At 70.1% G+C, this 16,576-nt stretch carries 15 protein-coding genes, 2 tRNA genes, 1 other RNA gene and 2 riboswitches; of the genes, 8 read left to right on the top strand and 10 right to left on the bottom strand.

Annotation, left to right across the window (positions count from 1 at the left end):
* The first annotated feature begins 105 nt into the window (after positions 1 to 105).
* A complete protein-coding gene (locus VG899_08100) occupies positions 106 to 1,479 on the top strand; it encodes a CPBP family intramembrane glutamic endopeptidase (GenBank protein ID HWA66314.1) in 1,374 nt (457 codons plus the stop codon).
* Here VG899_08100 and VG899_08095 read toward each other — a convergent pair.
* The 3 genes from VG899_08095 to VG899_08085 form a co-directional block, all read right to left on the bottom strand.
* On the bottom strand, positions 1,470 to 1,787 hold the full coding sequence (locus VG899_08095) for a transglycosylase family protein (protein HWA66313.1): 318 nt from the start codon (positions 1,785 to 1,787) through the stop codon (positions 1,470 to 1,472). The two genes, VG899_08100 and VG899_08095, sit on opposite strands and share 10 nt — an antisense overlap.
* Positions 1,788 to 1,789: 2 nt before the next feature.
* Positions 1,790 to 1,974, bottom strand: a riboswitch (cyclic di-AMP (ydaO/yuaA leader).
* A 151-nt stretch (positions 1,975 to 2,125) separates the two neighbouring features.
* Complete coding sequence (locus VG899_08090) at positions 2,126 to 2,770, bottom strand: transglycosylase family protein (GenBank protein HWA66312.1); 645 nt, start codon at positions 2,768 to 2,770, stop codon at positions 2,126 to 2,128.
* 4 nt (positions 2,771 to 2,774) lie between these two features.
* Positions 2,775 to 2,959, bottom strand: a riboswitch (cyclic di-AMP (ydaO/yuaA leader).
* Positions 2,960 to 3,094: 135 nt separating this feature from the next.
* A tRNA-Ser gene (locus tag VG899_08085) sits at positions 3,095 to 3,180 on the bottom strand.
* 63 nt (positions 3,181 to 3,243) lie between these two features.
* On the opposite strand from VG899_08085, the gene ffs reads away from it, so the two are divergent.
* The 4 genes from ffs to recR all read left to right on the top strand — a co-directional run bounded on the left by ffs (position 3,244) and on the right by recR (position 6,154).
* Positions 3,244 to 3,339, top strand: an RNA gene (gene ffs, locus VG899_08080) — signal recognition particle sRNA small type.
* Between the two features lie 19 nt (positions 3,340 to 3,358).
* Positions 3,359 to 5,164: a DNA polymerase III subunit gamma and tau gene (locus VG899_08075; GenBank protein ID HWA66311.1), complete on the top strand. Its 1,806-nt coding sequence runs from the start codon at positions 3,359 to 3,361 to the stop codon at positions 5,162 to 5,164.
* Positions 5,165 to 5,218: 54 nt separating this feature from the next.
* A complete protein-coding gene (locus VG899_08070) occupies positions 5,219 to 5,548 on the top strand; it encodes a YbaB/EbfC family nucleoid-associated protein (GenBank protein ID HWA66310.1) in 330 nt (109 codons plus the stop codon).
* A gap of 9 nt (positions 5,549 to 5,557) precedes the next feature.
* Complete coding sequence (recR, locus tag VG899_08065; GenBank protein HWA66309.1) at positions 5,558 to 6,154, top strand: recombination mediator RecR; 597 nt, start codon at positions 5,558 to 5,560, stop codon at positions 6,152 to 6,154.
* Between the two features lie 3 nt (positions 6,155 to 6,157).
* Here the strand turns inward: recR and VG899_08060 are convergent, their stop codons facing one another.
* Positions 6,158 to 6,901, bottom strand: a complete 744-nt coding sequence (locus VG899_08060; protein HWA66308.1) for a hypothetical protein — start codon at positions 6,899 to 6,901, stop codon at positions 6,158 to 6,160.
* 19 nt (positions 6,902 to 6,920) lie between these two features.
* Between VG899_08060 and VG899_08055 the strand changes: the two genes are divergently transcribed.
* Complete coding sequence (locus tag VG899_08055; protein ID HWA66307.1) at positions 6,921 to 8,189, top strand: aspartate kinase; 1,269 nt, start codon at positions 6,921 to 6,923, stop codon at positions 8,187 to 8,189.
* Positions 8,190 to 8,199: 10 nt separating this feature from the next.
* Entirely contained in the window at positions 8,200 to 9,225 is a 1,026-nt protein-coding gene (locus tag VG899_08050; protein ID HWA66306.1) for an aspartate-semialdehyde dehydrogenase, read from the top strand.
* Between the two features lie 142 nt (positions 9,226 to 9,367).
* On the opposite strand, the gene VG899_08045 is transcribed toward VG899_08050, so the two are convergent.
* On the bottom strand, positions 9,368 to 10,360 hold the full coding sequence (locus VG899_08045; GenBank protein ID HWA66305.1) for an NAD(P)H-binding protein: 993 nt from the start codon (positions 10,358 to 10,360) through the stop codon (positions 9,368 to 9,370).
* A 106-nt stretch (positions 10,361 to 10,466) separates the two neighbouring features.
* On the opposite strand from VG899_08045, the gene VG899_08040 reads away from it, so the two are divergent.
* On the top strand, positions 10,467 to 12,686 hold the full coding sequence (locus VG899_08040) for a SpoIIE family protein phosphatase (GenBank protein HWA66304.1): 2,220 nt from the start codon (positions 10,467 to 10,469) through the stop codon (positions 12,684 to 12,686).
* A gap of 39 nt (positions 12,687 to 12,725) precedes the next feature.
* On the opposite strand, the gene VG899_08035 is transcribed toward VG899_08040, so the two are convergent.
* The 5 genes from VG899_08035 to VG899_08015 form a co-directional block, all read right to left on the bottom strand.
* Positions 12,726 to 13,637, bottom strand: coding sequence for an LLM class flavin-dependent oxidoreductase (locus tag VG899_08035; GenBank protein ID HWA66303.1), 912 nt, complete (start codon positions 13,635 to 13,637; stop codon positions 12,726 to 12,728).
* A gap of 29 nt (positions 13,638 to 13,666) precedes the next feature.
* The gene (locus VG899_08030; protein HWA66302.1) at positions 13,667 to 14,428 is read right to left on the bottom strand and encodes an SDR family oxidoreductase; all 762 of its coding nucleotides are present in this window, start codon (positions 14,426 to 14,428) and stop codon (positions 13,667 to 13,669) included.
* A complete protein-coding gene (locus VG899_08025; GenBank protein HWA66301.1) occupies positions 14,425 to 15,090 on the bottom strand; it encodes an SDR family oxidoreductase in 666 nt (221 codons plus the stop codon). Before VG899_08025 ends, VG899_08030 begins: the two co-directional genes overlap by 4 nt.
* A 100-nt stretch (positions 15,091 to 15,190) precedes the next feature.
* Positions 15,191 to 16,012 (bottom strand): hypothetical protein, encoded by an 822-nt coding sequence (locus VG899_08020; GenBank protein ID HWA66300.1) that lies wholly within the window; start codon positions 16,010 to 16,012, stop codon positions 15,191 to 15,193.
* 451 nt (positions 16,013 to 16,463) lie between these two features.
* A tRNA-Pro gene (locus tag VG899_08015) sits at positions 16,464 to 16,540 on the bottom strand.
* Positions 16,541 to 16,576: the final 36 nt, after the last annotated feature.

Here is a 16,576-nt window from a genome sequence, read left to right as displayed (position 1 = left end):
CAAACGGATCGGGTTCGGCTTCCGGAACTTCGACAACTACCGCGTCCGCGCCCTGCTCTACGCCGGCAAACCGAACTGGCGAGTGCTGGGCTCCATCGTCGTCCGATGAACCCAGCACCCCGTCAGGATCCGAAGACCCGGTTGCTCCCGAGCGCCCTGACCGGCGTACCTGCGTCGGGTTCGGCGAATCAAGGCGTCGCGCGAAGCAGTCGATGGGACGTAGTGCAGACCTGCACCCAATGCGGCGCTCAGTCACCGCGTGAGGCCAAGTGGTGCACGTCGTGCTACCTGCTGTTCTTGCCGCCGGTCAGGCCCTCGCCGGTCCCTGAGGCGCTCCCTGTCGCGGTTTCGGCCTGGCCCCACGCAGCGCCTCAGCCGCTGACGGACGTCGGTGCCGACGGCCGGCTGCTGTCGCGTCGGGCGTTGACCCTGGTCAGCGCGTCGATCGGATTCGGCGGCCTGATGCAGTTGGCGGCCTACCTGCTCTCGCGCGACGACTCGATCAGCCAGGACACGCTGATCCGCACCGACCTCGTGCTGACTGTCGTCGTCTACGCGGTGGTCGGTGTGCTCATGGTCAGCCAGATCACCCCGAAGGTCCGGCTGCGGTGGGGCGACGGGTCGCTCGCGGCGCGGATCGCCAACGGCGGCGTGCTCGGGCTCGGGCTCGGCGGCGGGATCCTCGGGCTGTCGAGCCTGGTGGCCGGACACGTCAATCCCGACCCGCGAATCCTGCTGCTGATGGACGAGGGCGACCCCACCCACGTCGTCGTCATGACACTGCTGACGGTCGCGATCGCGCCGCTGGTCGAGGAGATCCTCTTTCGCGGCCTTCTGCTCGAGTCGTTGCGCGGGCGTGGGACGCGTACGGCGGTGTTCGGCTCGGCCGTGTTCTTCGCGGTCTGGCACTTCATCCCGGCCGCGATCGTCTACTACACGCTGCTCGGCGCCGCGCTCGGCGGCCTGTACCTCAAACGAGGGCTGGCATCCTCGATGGCGGCGCACGCCTGCTTCAACGGCGTCATCACGGTTGCGGCGATCGTCGTCGCGGTTGGTCCGGGCACCTCGTACGACGTCGGCGGGCTGGCCCTGACGGCGCCGTCGGCCTGGTCGGAGGATCACGCCGGAGAGGCGCTGCCGGACTCGCTCGTGCTCGACGGCCCGGACGCGCAGGTCTCGCTGAACCTCATCTTCGGCGGCGAGCAGCCCTTCGATCCCGACGAGGCGGCGCAGCGGATGCGTACCTCACCTGACCTGGTCTCCGACGGTGCGACGCTCGACCCGAACACGATCCGCGAGGTACAGCTGCCGACGGCCGGCGAGGCGGTCGAAGCCGACGTCAGCGTGGCTGGGGCGCCAGGGGAGCTGTATCTGTTCAGCGTCGGCGGTCAGGACTACGTGCTCGCGTACGTCAACGGCGGCGGAGCGGGCAACGACCGCGACTTCGCCAAGATGCTGGCCAGCCTGCGTCAGGAGTGAGGTCGGCAGGTCGGCCACGGGCTCCAGCCTTCGGCGGCGTACACCCGGTTGCCGACGTCGATCTGCTGGACGCGGCTGGCCAGGTCCGGCCGCGCCGCGTACTGCCGCCCGCTGTAGTGGGCCCAGGTGGACGCCGAGAACTGAAGCCCGCCGTAGTAGCCGTTGCCGGTGTCGAGGTGCCAGTTGCCGCCCGACTCGCAGTGGGCCACCCGTGCCCATTGGGCGTCGGTGGCGCTCGGCGCGGCGTGCACCGGGACGGCCGCGAGCAGGCTCACACCCACGGCGGCGATGCCAGCGATTCGAAGCACGGTCAGCCCTTCCTTCGCGCCTCCGAAGTGAGCTGACGGGTTCGGGCTGGAAGGTGCCCGGCCGGCACGAATGCCGGCTTCACCCCATGCGGGATCGGTCGAGGACGTCTCCCGCGCGTGGGTCCCCCGGTCCTGCCGAGGTAGTACGTGTAACCCGCTGGCCGGCAGGACTCGGCGCGCCAGCGGGCTCCGAGCGGTTGCTCGGCGCTGCCCGCAGGCTATGGGCAGGCGCCGCCGCGCACAACCCCGGCGCGCCCGGCTCCGCCGGAACTTCCGCTGAACCGCCGGTGAATGTCAACTCCGCCCACCGCAGTGGCTCACCACCGCAGCTCGCGCAGTCAATACGCGAGCCGCGCGCCCACGTCCAGGTGCTGCGGGTTGTCGCCCACCACGGCGCGGTTGTGTTCGTAGAGGGCTTGCCAGCCGCCCTCGACGCGCTTCGCGCGGGCGATCGAGTAGAGGCTGTCGCCTCGTCGTACGACGTAGATCCGCTCCCAGGAGCGGGCGACCTTCTCTGGCTCGGCCTGGAGCGTCTTGCGGTGGTGCTTGGCGCGGCGCAGGTGGGCGTTGCCGCGCGTCTGCGCGTCCGGCGGTCCGGCCGGACCGGCGTCCTGCGAGCAGACCGGCCAGGCGTTCCAGCCCTCGGCGGCGAGCACCTTGTTGGCGATGTCGATCTGCTGCTCGCGACTGGCGAGGTCGGCGCGCGGGGCGTAGCCCGGGCCGTCGAACGAGCTCCACGTGGTGGCCGCGAACTGCAGACCGCCGTAGTAGCCGTTGCCGGTGTTGATGTGCCAGTTGCCCCCGGACTCGCACTGCGCGACCCGGTCCCATTGGGTGTCCGTGGCGGTCGCGGTGACGGCGTGGGCGGCGGTCGGCGTGAGCACGCTGGCCGCCGCGGCGCCGACGCCCATCACGCCGACGGCAGCGACCCGAGCGGAGGTGGTGGGCTTTCGATGGCGGCCGCGATAACGGCGTGCAGGCATAGCAAGATCCCTTCCTCGCGCCTCCGAAGTGAGCTGACGGGTTCGGGCTGGAAGGTGCCCGGCCGCTGCAAGCAACGGCTTCACCCCATGCGAGACGCGCTCTCTGACGCGGCCTCGCGGGTGGGTCCCCCGGTCCTGTCGTGGTCACAGACGACCCCTTCAGCCGACAGGACTCGGCGCACTGAAAGGGACTCGAGCGTTTGCTCGAAGCAAGCACCAGCCTAACCGGCCACGCTCGGATCACCCAAACGCGCAGGTCAGATCGCGTGTCGGGCGCTTGCAACAGTTAGCACTTTGCGAACAATGTCCAGTTCGCGCAATCGGCGGAGGATGCGAGATTCGAACTCGCGAGGGGTTGCCCCCAACACGCTTTCCAAGCGTGCGCCATAGGCCAACTAGGCGAATCCTCCGTCGGCCATCCTAGGTCCACAACCGCCGGTCGCGGGAGGCGAGCGCCCGCCACTACAGTGGGCCGCGACCCCTCGCGCGGCGTCACCTCGCCCAATCCCCCAGGGCCGGAAGGCAGCAAGGGCAAGCGGGCTCTGGCGGGTGTGCGAGGGGTCCTTCTCTTGGAGGCCGAACTACCGAATGTCGCTCGCGCTGTATCGCAAGTACCGCCCGGCCACGTTTGCCGAGGTGGTCGGCCAGGAACACGTCACCGAGCCGATCTGCGCAGCGCTCGACTCCGGGCGGATCCACCACGCGTACCTGTTCAGCGGACCGCGCGGCTGCGGGAAGACCTCCAGCGCGCGCATCCTGGCGCGGTCGCTGAACTGCGAGAAAGGCCCCACCTCCAAGCCGTGCGGGGTGTGTGACTCGTGCGTCGCGCTGGCGCCGAACGGACCCGGCTCACTCGACGTGATCGAGATCGACGCGGCGTCGCACGGACTCGTCGACGACGCCCGGGACCTACGCGAGCGCGCGTTCTTCGCCCCGGTGTCCTCGCAGTTCAAGGTCTACGTGATCGACGAGGCTCACATGATCACTTCGGCGGCGTTCAACGCGCTGCTCAAGGTGGTCGAGGAACCCCCGCCGCACGTCAAGTTCGTCTTTGCGACGACCGAACCCGACAAGGTCCTCACGACCATCAAGTCGCGGACCTTCCACTATCGGTTCCGGCTCATCCCGCCGCAGGTCATGCGGGACCATCTGGCCTCGCTGTGCGAGCGCGAAGGCATCGACGTCGACCCGCTCGTGCTGCCGCTGGTGGTCCGCGCGGGCGCCGGGTCCGCGCGTGACGCGCAGTCGATCCTCGACCAGCTCGCGGCGGGCTCGGGCGGTGAGCGGATCAGCTACGAACGGGCGCTGTCGCTGCTCGGCTACACCGACGCCACGTTGCTCGACGAGGCTGTCGATGCCTTCGCCTCCTCGGACGGGGCCGCCGTGTTCACCTCCGTCGACCGGGTCATCGAGGCCGGGCTCGATCCGCGCCGCTTCGCGCAGGACCTGCTCGAACGCTTCCGTGACCTGCTGGTGCTCGACGCCGTTCCCGACGCCGGCGAGGCGGGCTTGCTCGACGTTCCGAGCGACGCGCTCGACCGCATGCGCGGACAGGCCGGCCGGCTCGGCCGCGCGTCACTGACCCACGCCGCCGAGGTCATGGCGACGGCGCTGGTCGACATGCGGGGTACGACGTCGCCGCGTCTGGTGCTCGAGCTCGCATGCGCCCGCGTGCTGCTGCCCGCGGCGACCGACGACGCGGCCGCGGTCCTGTCGCGCCTCGACCGGATCGAACGCCGCCTCGCCGCGGGCGGCGTCAGCGCCGCCCCGTCGGTAGCGGCGACCGAGCCCGCTGCGGCGGCTCCTGAGACCCCCGCAACCGCGAGAGCCGTGCCCGTACCGGCTTCGCCGGCTTCGCCCGCCGCGTCGCCTGTCGCGGAGCCGGCGGCCCACTCCACCGCGCAGGCTCCTGAACCTGCCGCTCCCGCGCCGGCCGTCGGCGGCGCCGTCGACGTCGTCATGCTGCGCCGGCTGTGGGACAGCGTGCTCGACGCGGTTCGCAGCGAGAGCCGCACCGCGCACGCGCTGATGCTGTCGGCCCAGATCGAGTCGCTGGAAGGGAACCGGCTCACGTTGTCGTTCTCGAGCGCGTCGTTGGCCGAGCGCTTCGCTCGCGACGTGAGCGGCACCGTCACGGCAGCTCTGCGGACGGTGGTCGGTGTGGAGCTCAAGGTGAGCGCAAACGCCGGGGGTGCCGGCTCACCTGCGCCACCGGCCGCCGCGGAGTCCGAGCGCCACGTCGCCCCGGAGCCAGTCGCCGAGATCACCCCGGAGGAGATCGCGGACTCCGACGACGTCGACGAAGGCGCAGCGACCGACCAGGAGGCCTCCGCGCTCGCGCTGCTGCAGGAAGGTCTAGGCGCTCAAGTCATAGGTGAGATCGACCAGACCTGAAGGTTCGCAACGCCATGCCCGGTCCGCGTCCGATGCGGGCCGTAGGCTCAGCGCATGCCTCCGCAGCCCAACATGCAGCAGCTGATGAAGCAGGCCCAGAAGATGCAGCAGCAGCTGCTCGCCGCCCAGGAGCAGATCGCCGCGACGGTCGTCGAGGGCAGCGCCGGCGGCGGTCTGGTGAAAGCGACGATGACTGGTGCCGGAGAGCTGACCGCCCTCGAGATCGCACCGGCCGCGGTCGACCCGGACGACATCGAGACCTTGCAAGACCTCGTGGTGGCCGCCGTGCGCGACGCGAAGCGATCCGCGGACGAGCTGGCCGCCCAGACGATGGGGCCGCTGGCCGGCGGGATGGGCGGCACGCTGGGCATCCCGGGCTTCTAGGCGCGCGCGTTGTACGAAGGACCGGTCCAGGACCTGATCGACGAGCTCGGTCGGCTTCCGGGCGTGGGTCCGAAGAGCGCCCAGCGCATCGCCTTCCACCTGCTGGCGGCGGACCCGGTCGACGTACGACGGCTCGCGGTCGCGCTCACCGAAGTGAAGGACAAGGTCCGGTTCTGCACCATCTGCGGCAACGTCTCCGAGGCGGAGCAGTGCCGGGTGTGCCTCGACCCGCGCCGCGACCTGTCGGTCATCTGCGTGGTCGAGGAGCCGAAGGACGTCGTTGCGATCGAGCGGACGAGGGAGTTCCGGGGCCGCTACCACGTGCTGGGTGGGGCGATCTCGCCGATCGAGGGCGTCGGTCCTGACGACCTGCGGATCCGCGAGTTGATGACGCGGCTCGCCGACGGCGCGGTCACCGAGCTGATCCTCGCCACCGACCCGAACTTGGAAGGCGAGGCGACCGCGACGTACCTCGCGCGTCTGGTGCGAGAGATGGGCGTGAAGGTGACGCGGCTGGCCTCGGGGCTGCCGGTCGGCGGTGACCTGGAGTACGCCGACGAGGTCACCCTCGGCCGAGCGTTCGAGGGCCGGCGCGCCTACTCCTAGCTCCTAGGGCATGCCCCAGTTGCGAGCGCCGAAGTTGCTGGCGCTGGCAGCGCAGGTCGAGAACTCGGCCGTCGGCAACGTGCACGTCTCGAGCGATGCCGCCCCGCCGTCGCGCTGGTCCCAGTCGTAGAGCAGCACGCCGTTGGCGGGGTCGGGACCGCCGGACGGTACGCCGTCACCCTTCACCCCGGCCGGGTCCTGGAACACCACCACGTCCTGCACCCGCCCGGTGGCGTGCGGGCGCCCGCGTTCGAACTTGACCCGCTCGCGCTTCGGACGGGTCGTCGGGCAGGCGGGCTGATCGGCGCCGACCTGCTTGGCGCTGCCAGGGACAAGATCGCAGACCAATCCCCAGACGCAGCCTTCGCAGGCCGGCTCGGAACGGACGGTGACGCCCGTCTTGGCAGTCGGTGTCGCGGATGCGGGGTAGATCGTTACCGAAGTGCCGCCGTCCGCGCCGATCGTGACCCGGCACTTCCAGCCGCGCGGGGCGAGGACCGGGGTGAGGTTGCGGACGTTGTCGCTGTAATAGGCGAGGTGTGCCGCGAGTGCGGCAGGCGCGTTGGTCGCCAGTCGGTCGGCGTACTTGGCCGGCGGGTGCCCGCTCACGCCGCGGGTGGTGGGACAGGCGACGACGGGCACCTTCGTGGCCGTCGCGGCGGCGGCGGGCTGGAGCGCGACGGCACCGGTGAGCAGCGTGGCGGCGGCGGCGAGGGCGGCGAAAATCGAAATCGGTCGACGGGGCACGATCCGTATCCTTTAACTCATGGCTCTCGTCGTCCAGAAGTACGGCGGGTCGTCGGTCGGTGACGCCGAGCGCATCAAGCGGGTGGCACAGCGGATCGTCGACTCACGCCGTGCCGGCAACGACGTCGTCGTTGTCGTCTCAGCGATGGGGGACACGACCGACGAGCTGCTCGACCTGGCGCAGCAGGTCTCGCCGCTGCCGCCGCCGCGCGAGCTCGACATGCTGCTGACCTCCGGTGAGCGGATCTCGATGGCGCTGCTCGCCATGGCGATCGCGAACCTCGGCTTCGAGGCGCGTTCGTTCACCGGGTCACAGGCCGGCGTGATCACCGACTCGGTGCACGGCAAGGCCCGCATCATCGACGTCACGCCGGGCCGGATCCAGGAGGCTCTCGCCGCCGGCAGCATCTGCATCGTCGCCGGGTTCCAGGGCGTGTCTCAGGACACCAAGGACATCACCACGCTCGGCCGCGGCGGTTCGGACACGACTGCCGTCGCGCTCGCCGCCGCGATGGCAGCGGACGTGTGCGAGATCTACACCGACGTCGACGGGGTCTACTCCGCCGACCCACGGATCGTCGGCACCGCGCGCAAGCTCGATCGAATCTCCTACGACGAGATGCTCGAGATGGCAGCCAGCGGCGCGAAGGTGCTGATGTTGCGTTGCGTCGAGTACGCCCGCCGTTACGGCGTACCGATCCATGTCCGCTCGTCGTTCTCCGACCGCGAGGGCACCTGGGTCGTCCGCATTCCCGAGGAGGAACTGGTGGAGCAGGCGATCATCTCCGGAGTCGCGCACGACCTCGCCGAGGCGCGGGTCACCGTGGTCGGCGTGCCGGACAAGCCCGGTGAGGCCGCCGGCATCTTCCGCGTCGTCGCCGACGCCGGGGTGAACATCGACATGATCGTGCAGAACGTGTCCGGGTCGACCGGTCGTACCGACGTGTCGTTCACCCTGCCCAAGGCCGACGGTCAGACCGCGATGCAGGCGCTGGAGAAGGCCCGCGGTTCGATCGGCTTCGAGTCGCTGCTCTACGACGACCACGTCGGGAAGGTCTCCCTCGTCGGCGCGGGCATGCGCTCGCATCCCGGGGTGTCGGCGACGTTCTTCGAGGCGCTGGCCTCCGCCGGAGTCAACGTGCAGAACATCTCGACGTCGGAGATCCGGATCTCGGTCGTGTGCCAGGACACCGACGTACCGTCCGCGGTGCGCGCGATCCACGAGGCGTTCGGGCTCGACGACCCGGACGGCGCTCCGGCCGCCGTGCACGCCGGGTCCGGACGATGAGAGGTCAGCGATGAAGGTCGGCGTCGTCGGCGCGACCGGTCAGGTCGGCGCCGTCATGCGCAAGCTGCTCGCCGAGCGTGACTTCCCGGTCGAGCAGATCCGCTATTTCGCCTCAGCCCGCTCGGCAGGTACGACGCTGCCGTGGCAGGGCAGTGACGTCGTGGTCGAGGACGCCGCCGTCGCCGATCCGAGCGGCCTCGACGTCGCGTTGTTCTCGGCCGGCGCAGCGACCTCCAGGGCACAAGCCGAACGGTTCGCCGCTGCCGGCGTCACCGTCATCGACAACTCCTCGGCCTGGCGCATGGACCCGGACGTGCCGCTGGTCGTCAGTGAGGTCAATCCCGACGCGGTGGCCGAAGCCCGCAAGGGCATCATCGCCAACCCGAACTGCACCACGATGGTCGCGATGCCACCGCTGCGGCCGCTGCACGCGGCGGCGGGCCTCACCCGGCTGGTGGTCACCACCTTCCAGGCGGTGTCCGGCAGTGGCGGCGCCGGGGTGGACGAGCTCGACAAGCAGGTGCGGCAAGTCGTCGACCGCGCGGCCGAGCTGACCCACGACGGCAACGCGGTGACCTTCCCGCAACCGGAGAAGTACGTTGCGCCGATCGCGTTCAACGTGCTCCCGATGGCCGGATCGATCGTCGACGACGGCGAGTTCGAGACCGACGAGGAGAAGAAGCTCCGCAACGAGAGCCGCAAGATCCTGGGCATTCCCGACCTCGCGGTGTCGGGCACCTGCGTACGCGTCCCGGTCTTCACCGGTCACTCGCTGTCGATCAACGCCGAGTTCGCCGAGCCGATGCCGGTCGAGCGCGCCCGCGAGCTGCTCGCCGACGCGCCCGGCGTCGTACTCACCGACGTGCCCACGCCGTTGATGGCCGCCGGTGCCGACCCGAGCTACGTCGGCCGGCTTCGCCAGGACCCGGGAGTCGCCAACGGCCGCGGGCTCGTCCTGTTCGTCAGCGGCGACAACCTGCGTAAGGGCGCCGCACTCAACGCGGTTCAGATCGCCGAGCTCCTCATCGCCCGCTGACCCGCGGCCCCCTACACCCCACCCCGCTTTCCCGAAGTAGCACACGAAGTGCCCGCCGAATCGGGCAAACCGCCGCATTTCGGTGCCGCCGCGGCGTAGTTGTGTGCTACTTCGGGGGACGGGAAACGGGGGCGGGGAGCGGTCAGTGGCGCTGCCAGGACAGCAGCGGACCGGTGAGCGCGTCGAGCATCTCCTTGGCGTCGACCGCTTCTGCGGGCGACATCGGGCCGGCGCCGTCGACGCGGAGCGCGAACTCCACCAGCGACAGCGCGGTGAAGGCGTAGACGTCGTTGACGTCGACCGTGACGGTCGCCGACCTGCCCGCGCGGTTCGCCGTCGCGGACACCGACGCATGGGCCTGCGCCCGCATCTGGTCGGTCGGTCCTTCCGGCATCCGCTCGACGAGCCGTCGCAGCAGCGGCGCGCTCACCTTCAGTAGCGGTCCGGTCGCCGGACCCATCACCGGCACGATCGCGCGAGCCGCCCTCGACACGGTGACGTTCGCAGTGACCGTCGCCGCTCCTGCCCACCGGCCTGTGGTGAGCAGGTCTCCCAGTGGCACTTGGAGCGCCGGCCTGGTGTTGACCGTCGACCGTTTGATCTGGGGATCCGGCGTCGCCAGTACGGCGCCGAGTGCGCTGCGCGCCGTGCCGCGGGTCGGTTTCATCCCCCTCATCGAGTACCCGATGTCGATCCGCTCGGCAGGCCCGTCCAGCGTGTCGGCGGCGACTCGCGCGGCGAGGTCGCTCGGGACGTAGTCGTAGCCACAGGCGGGTACGACGGCGGTACGCGCGGCGGAGTGCGCGTCGTACGCCCAGCGCATGAAGTCGGGCTCGCCGGTCGAGTCGACATAGTGCACCCCGGCTGCGACCGCTGCGTCGACCACGGGTCGCCCGAGGAGCTCGAAAGGTCCGACGGTCGAGATCACGACATCGAGCCCGTCGAGGAAGCGCGCAAGTGCCGCCCGGTCGGTGGTGTCGACGACCACTCGCTCGGCGCCCTCAGCGGTGTCGACCTTGGCGAGGCGCTGCTCCGACCGACCGCCCAGCCGCACCGGAATCTCGCGGAGCGCGAACTCGGTCGCCGTGAGCCGGCCGGTGTAGCCGGTGGCGCCGAGCAAGCCGATCTTTCGCATGGCGTCATCTTCGCAGGGCGTCATCTTCGCAGGGTGGCGGCACGGTCATGCTTCTGAGGCTGGCGTGGTTGGCTGAGTCACCGAACGGGCATCGATCCTGTCGAGGATGGCCACATTCGTGAACGAGCGCGCCGGAGGCAAGCGGGTGTCTGACGCCGTGGCGTGCTCGCTTGCTGCGCGCCGCCATGACCTGCCGGCCGACGCCGGTGCGACTGCGATCCGCGCGGCCCGCGGTTTTGTCGAGCGTCAGGTCGTCGAGCGACGAGCGTCCAATGTCGATGACGTGACGCTCGCCGCCGCGGAACTGCTCGCGAATGCCGTCCAGCACGGAGCCGGCCCGATCGCGGTGACGGTCAGCGGAGGTAGTAGTTGCATCCGGATCGAGGTCAGCGATGGGAGCCGGCGGGCCCCGGTGCGCCCCGCGGCGAGCGCGACCAACATGACCGGCCGCGGGATCGCGTTGGTCGAAGGCGTCGCGACTCGGTGGGGCGTCGAGCGCCGCGAGGACGGCAAGACGGTGTGGGCGGAGTTCGACGCCGGCGCTTCTCCTGACCCGCAAGTCGACATCGACAGGCTGCTGGCTGCTTGGGACGACGACGCACCGGAGGACTCGGCCGAACCACACTTCACTGTCGTTCTAGGTGACGTCCCGACGGATCTGCTGATCGAGGCGAAGTCCCACATCGACAACCTGGTTCGCGAGTTCAGCCTCGCCGCGTCCGCCGGCGTCCTCGGTGAGGACGTGCCGGACCACCTTGCCGGCCTGATCCAGACCGTGGTCTACGGGTTCAGCGCCGCGCGCGATGCCATCAAGCGGCAGGCGCTCGCCGCAGCTCGGCGCGGAGAGGTACGCACCAACCTGATGCTCCGCCTTCCGGAGCGCGCGGCGGATGCTGGGGAGGCCTACCTGGCCGCCCTCGACGAAGCCGACTCCTACGCCAGGGCCGCGCGCCTGCTCACTCTCGAGGCGCCGGCCTCCCACCGGCTGTTCCGGCGCTGGTACGTCGAAGCCGTCGTGCGGGGCATCCGCGACGGGGCGCGAGGCCTCCCCCCGGCACCGGTTGTTCCGTTCGAGACGCGCATGCTCGAAGAAGTCGAGCGACTCACCGCGTTGCAGCGCTCGACCGATCGCGCCGCGCGACTACAGCGCGTCACAGCGGCGCTGGCCAACACGCGCGCGCCGGAGGACGTCGCAGCCGTCGTCGTCTCCGAGGGGGTCGCCGCGCTGGATGCCGCCGGCGGTGGCTTGCTGGTCCCCGCGGCGGACGGCATCCACGTCGCGGTGCCGGGCGTCGTCGGGTACGGCGAGGCGCTGGTCGGCGCGCTCCGCGACGAGCGCCTCGACGCTCCGCTACCGGCTGCGACCGCGTTGCGGACCGGCAAGGCGGTGTGGCTGGAGTCCCGCGAGGAGCGGGATCGGGAGTTCCCCGCGCTGCGCGGGTTCGAAGCGAGTACCCAGTCGATGTGCGCGGTGCCGCTGCTCGCGGGTGGTCGGATCCTGGGTGCGTTGCGGTTCAGCTTCGCCACCCGGCGGCTGTTCGGTGACAACGAGCGTGAGTTCGTGCTGGCGCTCGCCGCGCAGACCGCGCAGACCCTGCTGCGTACCGAGATCGACGCCGCGGAACGCAAAGCCGCACTGAACCTGCAGCGCGCCCTCCTGCCGGAACGCACCCCGCGGATCGACGGATGGTCGGTCGCCGCGCACTACAGCCCGGCGGGACAGCACGAAGCGGGCGGCGACTTCTACGACGTGCTCAGGTGCACGGACGGTCGAGTCGTCGCCGTGGTCGGTGACGTCATGGGACGCGGTATCGAGGCGGCGGCATCGATGGCGCAGATCCGAAGTGCCGTCCTCGCCTACGCGGTGGAGGATCCGGCGCCGGCCGCGGTGTTCGCGAAGATCGACGCGTTCTTCGCGGCCGTCGACCCGGCGCAGCTCGTGACCCTGCTCTACCTCCTGATCGAGCCCGCGACCGGTGAGGTGGAGATCGCCTCGGCGGGGCATCTGCCGCCGATTTCGGTCGGGCCCGCCGGCAACCGTATCGCCGACGCCCGGGTCGGCGCGCCACTGGGCATCGACATCGAACCCCGGCAGACGACGCTGCTGCGCGTGCCGCGCGGCGCGGGCATCGTTGCGCTCACCGACGGGCTGGTCGAGCGGCGCGGGCAGGACATCGAAGACGGCGTACGACGCCTGCTCGCCGCGACATCAGCGGCCGGTACGACCGCCGACGCTGACGAGCTGTTGCGGCAGATTCTTCTGGCGGCTCCGGGTGGCGGCGGGCAAGACGACGACGTCACCGTCCTCGCGCTGTTCCGTCACTGACGAGGCGCGCTCCGGGGCGTCCGTCGCACTGCCAGCAGGTCACGGCCAGTCGCGGCGGAGAATCCGCACGACCTCCGCCAGCCCGGCGATGTGTGCGCGCGCTTCGGCCACGGCCATGCCCGGCGTGTGCACGCGAATGTTCAGGCAGGTCGCTCCCACCGCGGTGACCTGCTCGATGAGGGTCTCGGCGATCGATGTCGCGTCGCCGGTGGCGGGCTGGTCCTCGCTCCAGTGTCCGGCTGCGGTTTGCGTCGCGTAGCTGCGGTAGAGGCGCAGCTGGTCTTCGTGCCGTTCGGTCTGCTGCGGACCGGGCCAGGCTCGTCGGATCAAGGCGATCGGTCCGGCACCGCCGGCGTCACGGTAAGCGTCGGCGAGCTCGCGGCAGCGGCTGACCGTGGTCAGCGAGTCGAAGAGAAGGCCCACCCCGGCCTGCGCGGCGCGACGGCACGCCGCCGGACTCATCGCCGCGCTGACCACCGGCACAGGATGAGTCGCGCAGCGACTGATCGCCGGGTCGTCGAGAAGCGGTCCGGGGTCGCGCCCGAGCAGCATCGCGCTCAACGTCGTCAGGGCGTCGGCGTACCGGCGCGTCAGGTCGTCTTTCGTCGTACCGGCGATGTCGAAGTCCGCCTCGAGGGAACCGGCGGCCGTCCCGACCGCGACCCGGCCGGGGAAGCGGGCGGCAAGCCAGGCGATCTCTTCGGCCACGAGGGCGGTCGGGCGCAACGGCAACAGCAGCGGGCACGGCGCTGCCCAGGCGCGGTCGGTCGAGTCGAGCACCCACCCCGCAACCTGGATCGGGTTGGGCAGGTACCCGGCGAAGCCGTTGTGGTGCTCGCTGGTCATGAACCCGTCGAAGCCCGCCTGTTCGGCGAGCCGAGCCTGGGCGAGCAGCTCGGCAACGACGTCGACGGGTGATAGCTCCAGGTGCGGATAGAGCCGAAGCGACATACTCCCGCTGTGCAAGGCGCGCGGGGCGCTCACAGTGTCGTGAACCTTCCGCCGTCGACGATGATCGTCTGCCCGGTGATGTAGCGGGAGTCGTCCTCGAGCAAGAACCGTACGACGGGAGCGACATCTGTCGCGGCGTCGCCGACTCGGCCGAGTGGGACCAGCTTCGCCAGCCGGTCTTTCAACGCCGGGTCCGCGTCGTAGGCGTTCGCCATCGCGGGCGTCATGGCAAGCGGTGAGACGCCGACGACGGTGATTCCAGCGGCTCCCCATTCCAGCGCGAGGCTTTTGACCATGCTGCGCACGGCGCCCTTCACCGCCGAGTACGCAGGCCGATTGGCGCTGCCTTCGATGCCGGCGGGCGAGGTCATCAGGACGTAGCGTCCGCCGGTGTCGCGAAGCGCGGCGAAGCCCGCGACAGCGCAGTGATAGGCACCCGTGAGTGAGACCGCCACGTGGTCGTCCCACGCCTCGTCTGTGAGCTCGTCAATCGTTTCGACCTCGCTGGAAAGACGGCTCGTCGCGTTGTGAACGATCGCGTCGAGGCGTCCGAACTTCTCGACTGCGACCGTGACCGCCTGCCCTACGTCGGCCAGCACAGTGACGTCGGTGGGGACGTGGCACCCGACGCCGACCTCGTTGACGAGGGTGGCGGTGTCGGCGCCGTTTCGGCCGGGGCTGGCGATGACCACCGAAGCGCCGTGGCGAGCCGCGTCGACGCAGATGGCGCGGCCGAGACCGGCGCCGCCTCCGGTGACCAGCACGACCTTGCCGGCCAGCGGGCCGCTCATGACGTCATCCAGACGCCGCCGTCGACCGCGAGGGTCAGTCCGGTGACCCCGCCGAGCCGCGGGTCGAGCAAGGCGCTCAACGCCGGCGCGATGTCCGCGGACAGATCGGGAGCGCGGCCGAGCGCCGGCGGTTGCAGACCGGGCCGGTCGATGGCCGCGGCCGTGACGATGCCCGCCGGGACGAGCATCACCTTCAATGTGGTCCCTTCGTTGCCCCAGGCTCGGGCCGCGGCCTTCGCCAGCGACCGGTACCCCTCGGCTGCACAGACCCAGCCGACCACCTCGGCGGCTCCCGACATGACCACGGAGGGCAGCAGGACGACAATCGTGCCGCCTTCCGGGCGAAGACAGCGGTGCGCGGCCTGCAGCACGTGCAGTGCCCGGCGCAACGGCTGCTCGGCTTGTTGCCGCCAGGTCTCGGGAGCAGTGCCGGCGAGCCCGGCTACCACCGGTGAGGTGTCGAAGAAGCCGGTGTCGACGACCGCGGTCGCGCCATCGGGGACAGCGGCGCGGATCGCCGCTTCGATCTGCGGGCCGGTTGCCAAGCCGCGGTCGTCGATGCCGGTTGTCACATGTCCGGCGCGCCGCAGACCCGACTCGACGGCGGACCCGACCGACCCGGCCGCGCCGAGGACGGCGACGACGTGATCAGTGGTCGGCATCGCGTCGAATGTACGGCGCAAGGGAGCGCGGGCCTGCGCCGACGTTGACGATCTCGGCGTAATCAAGGCCGCAAACCGCCAACTACGTGACCCCTCGGCGTCACTGCGCAAGTCGTCGTTCTATGTGCCAGCGCCGAGCACGGAGGTCGACCGTCCACCGGGCCTGGACGATGGTCGGGAATCCGATGGCCGCGTCGATGGGCTCGGGAACTGCTGGCAGATCCGTGATGGCGACAAGGTGCCCGACGAAGGGGACTCCTTCGATTTCGTATCCCGGTACGTTTGCGAGCTCGACTTCGCTGTTCGCTCCGGTGATATCCGTCGCCTTTGCGACTCCTGCGGGCTGGAACAGATGTGGATGTGCGGCGGCGAAGCGCCGATCGATCAACGTGATCCCGGCTCCGGTGTCCCACAGGGCCGAAGCCACGCCGTCTGACCATCGCATTTCGGTGAGTAGGTGTCCGTTGGCCGCCGACCTGAGTGTCGAGCCGCCGAGGAATGGAACGTGCGTGACGAGCGTTCGGCTGCCCGGGGCGAGCTGCCACGACCCCTGGCCTAGTACGTCGAGTCCGACCACCGGGTGGCGTTCACGGCCGCGACTGATGTGATGGACCGTGACTGGCCCGGCGCGCAACGAGCCTAGGCGGATCTCGCCGACCTCCCACTCCGCCACCTCTCCGACGCCGAAAGCGCCAGAAGTTCGGCGTGTGCCAACCAAGGCAGCCGAGGACGGCACGTCGAAGAGCAAGGTTCGGGGTACGCCGGTGTCCAAGGCCGCACGTACCACGTTGCCGTCGACTTCGATGTCGACGAGGAAGTGCCCGCAGCCTGAGACGACCGGATCGGGCACGCATTCGACGGGTATGCGATATTGCCCACCTCGTTGCGAACCCTTGGCTGCTCCGCCGCGACTGTCGGTCATCTTCGCTGAACGATCGAGGTGTTGTTCAGTTCGACGGGCAGGCGGCGCAACTCGTCGTAGACGGCGGCGCCGAGATCGCTTCCGAGACGATCCTCAGGTTCACTACTTCGTCGGGCATGCGCAGAAGCGCTCCCATGAGCGGCGGCCTGCTCGGCGTCCTCATCTCGGCGACGCCTCCTTTCAACCGATGCCGACCCTCGGGCAGCGAGACAAAGCCGATGCTGGTCGTCCCGACGCCCGGACTATCCGAAGAGACGATTACTTCCCGACATTTTGAACGCAGGACCGCGGGTGCGCTAGACGTGCCGCGCTGATGGCTGGTCAGGCCAGCCGGGAGTCACATCCGTCACGGCGTGAGGGCAGCCTGATCGACGTCGTAGTTCAGCAAAGGGGATAGCCCGAACCCACGAGTTGCAGGTTCGAGCTATTCCGATGTCCTGAGACATCACATTGGTCGGGATGACAGGATTTGAACCTGCGACCCCCTCGTCCCGAACGAGGTGCGCTACCAAGCTGCGCTACATCCCGAAGTGCGTCGGCGAGTCTACCGGGCGGTCAGGGTGA

This window comes from Mycobacteriales bacterium (assembly GCA_035550055.1).
In the GTDB taxonomy this organism is placed as follows: domain Bacteria; phylum Actinomycetota; class Actinomycetes; order JAFAQI01; family JAFAQI01; genus DASZTV01.
Note: the sequence above shows the minus strand (reverse complement) of the source record. Positions and strands in the feature narration are given on the sequence as shown.

What these genes read in the sequence shown, in the direction of transcription:
- VG899_08055 (HWA66307.1), top strand. Translation starts at nt 6,921, where the DNA reads ATGGCTCTCGTCGTCCAGAAGTACGGCGGGTCGTCGGTCGGTGACGCC.
- VG899_08035 (HWA66303.1), bottom strand. Translation starts at nt 13,637, where the DNA reads ATGTCGCTTCGGCTCTATCCGCACCTGGAGCTATCACCCGTCGACGTC.
- VG899_08040 (HWA66304.1), top strand. Translation starts at nt 10,467, where the DNA reads ATGGCCACATTCGTGAACGAGCGCGCCGGAGGCAAGCGGGTGTCTGAC.
- VG899_08025 (HWA66301.1), bottom strand. Translation starts at nt 15,090, where the DNA reads ATGCCGACCACTGATCACGTCGTCGCCGTCCTCGGCGCGGCCGGGTCG.
- VG899_08020 (HWA66300.1), bottom strand. Translation starts at nt 16,012, where the DNA reads ATGACCGACAGTCGCGGCGGAGCAGCCAAGGGTTCGCAACGAGGTGGG.
- VG899_08090 (HWA66312.1), bottom strand. Translation starts at nt 2,770, where the DNA reads ATGCCTGCACGCCGTTATCGCGGCCGCCATCGAAAGCCCACCACCTCC.
- VG899_08070 (HWA66310.1), top strand. Translation starts at nt 5,219, where the DNA reads ATGCCTCCGCAGCCCAACATGCAGCAGCTGATGAAGCAGGCCCAGAAG.
- VG899_08030 (HWA66302.1), bottom strand. Translation starts at nt 14,428, where the DNA reads ATGAGCGGCCCGCTGGCCGGCAAGGTCGTGCTGGTCACCGGAGGCGGC.
- VG899_08050 (HWA66306.1), top strand. Translation starts at nt 8,200, where the DNA reads ATGAAGGTCGGCGTCGTCGGCGCGACCGGTCAGGTCGGCGCCGTCATG.
- VG899_08045 (HWA66305.1), bottom strand. Translation starts at nt 10,360, where the DNA reads ATGCGAAAGATCGGCTTGCTCGGCGCCACCGGCTACACCGGCCGGCTC.
- VG899_08100 (HWA66314.1), top strand. Translation starts at nt 106, where the DNA reads ATGAACCCAGCACCCCGTCAGGATCCGAAGACCCGGTTGCTCCCGAGC.
- VG899_08075 (HWA66311.1), top strand. Translation starts at nt 3,359, where the DNA reads ATGTCGCTCGCGCTGTATCGCAAGTACCGCCCGGCCACGTTTGCCGAG.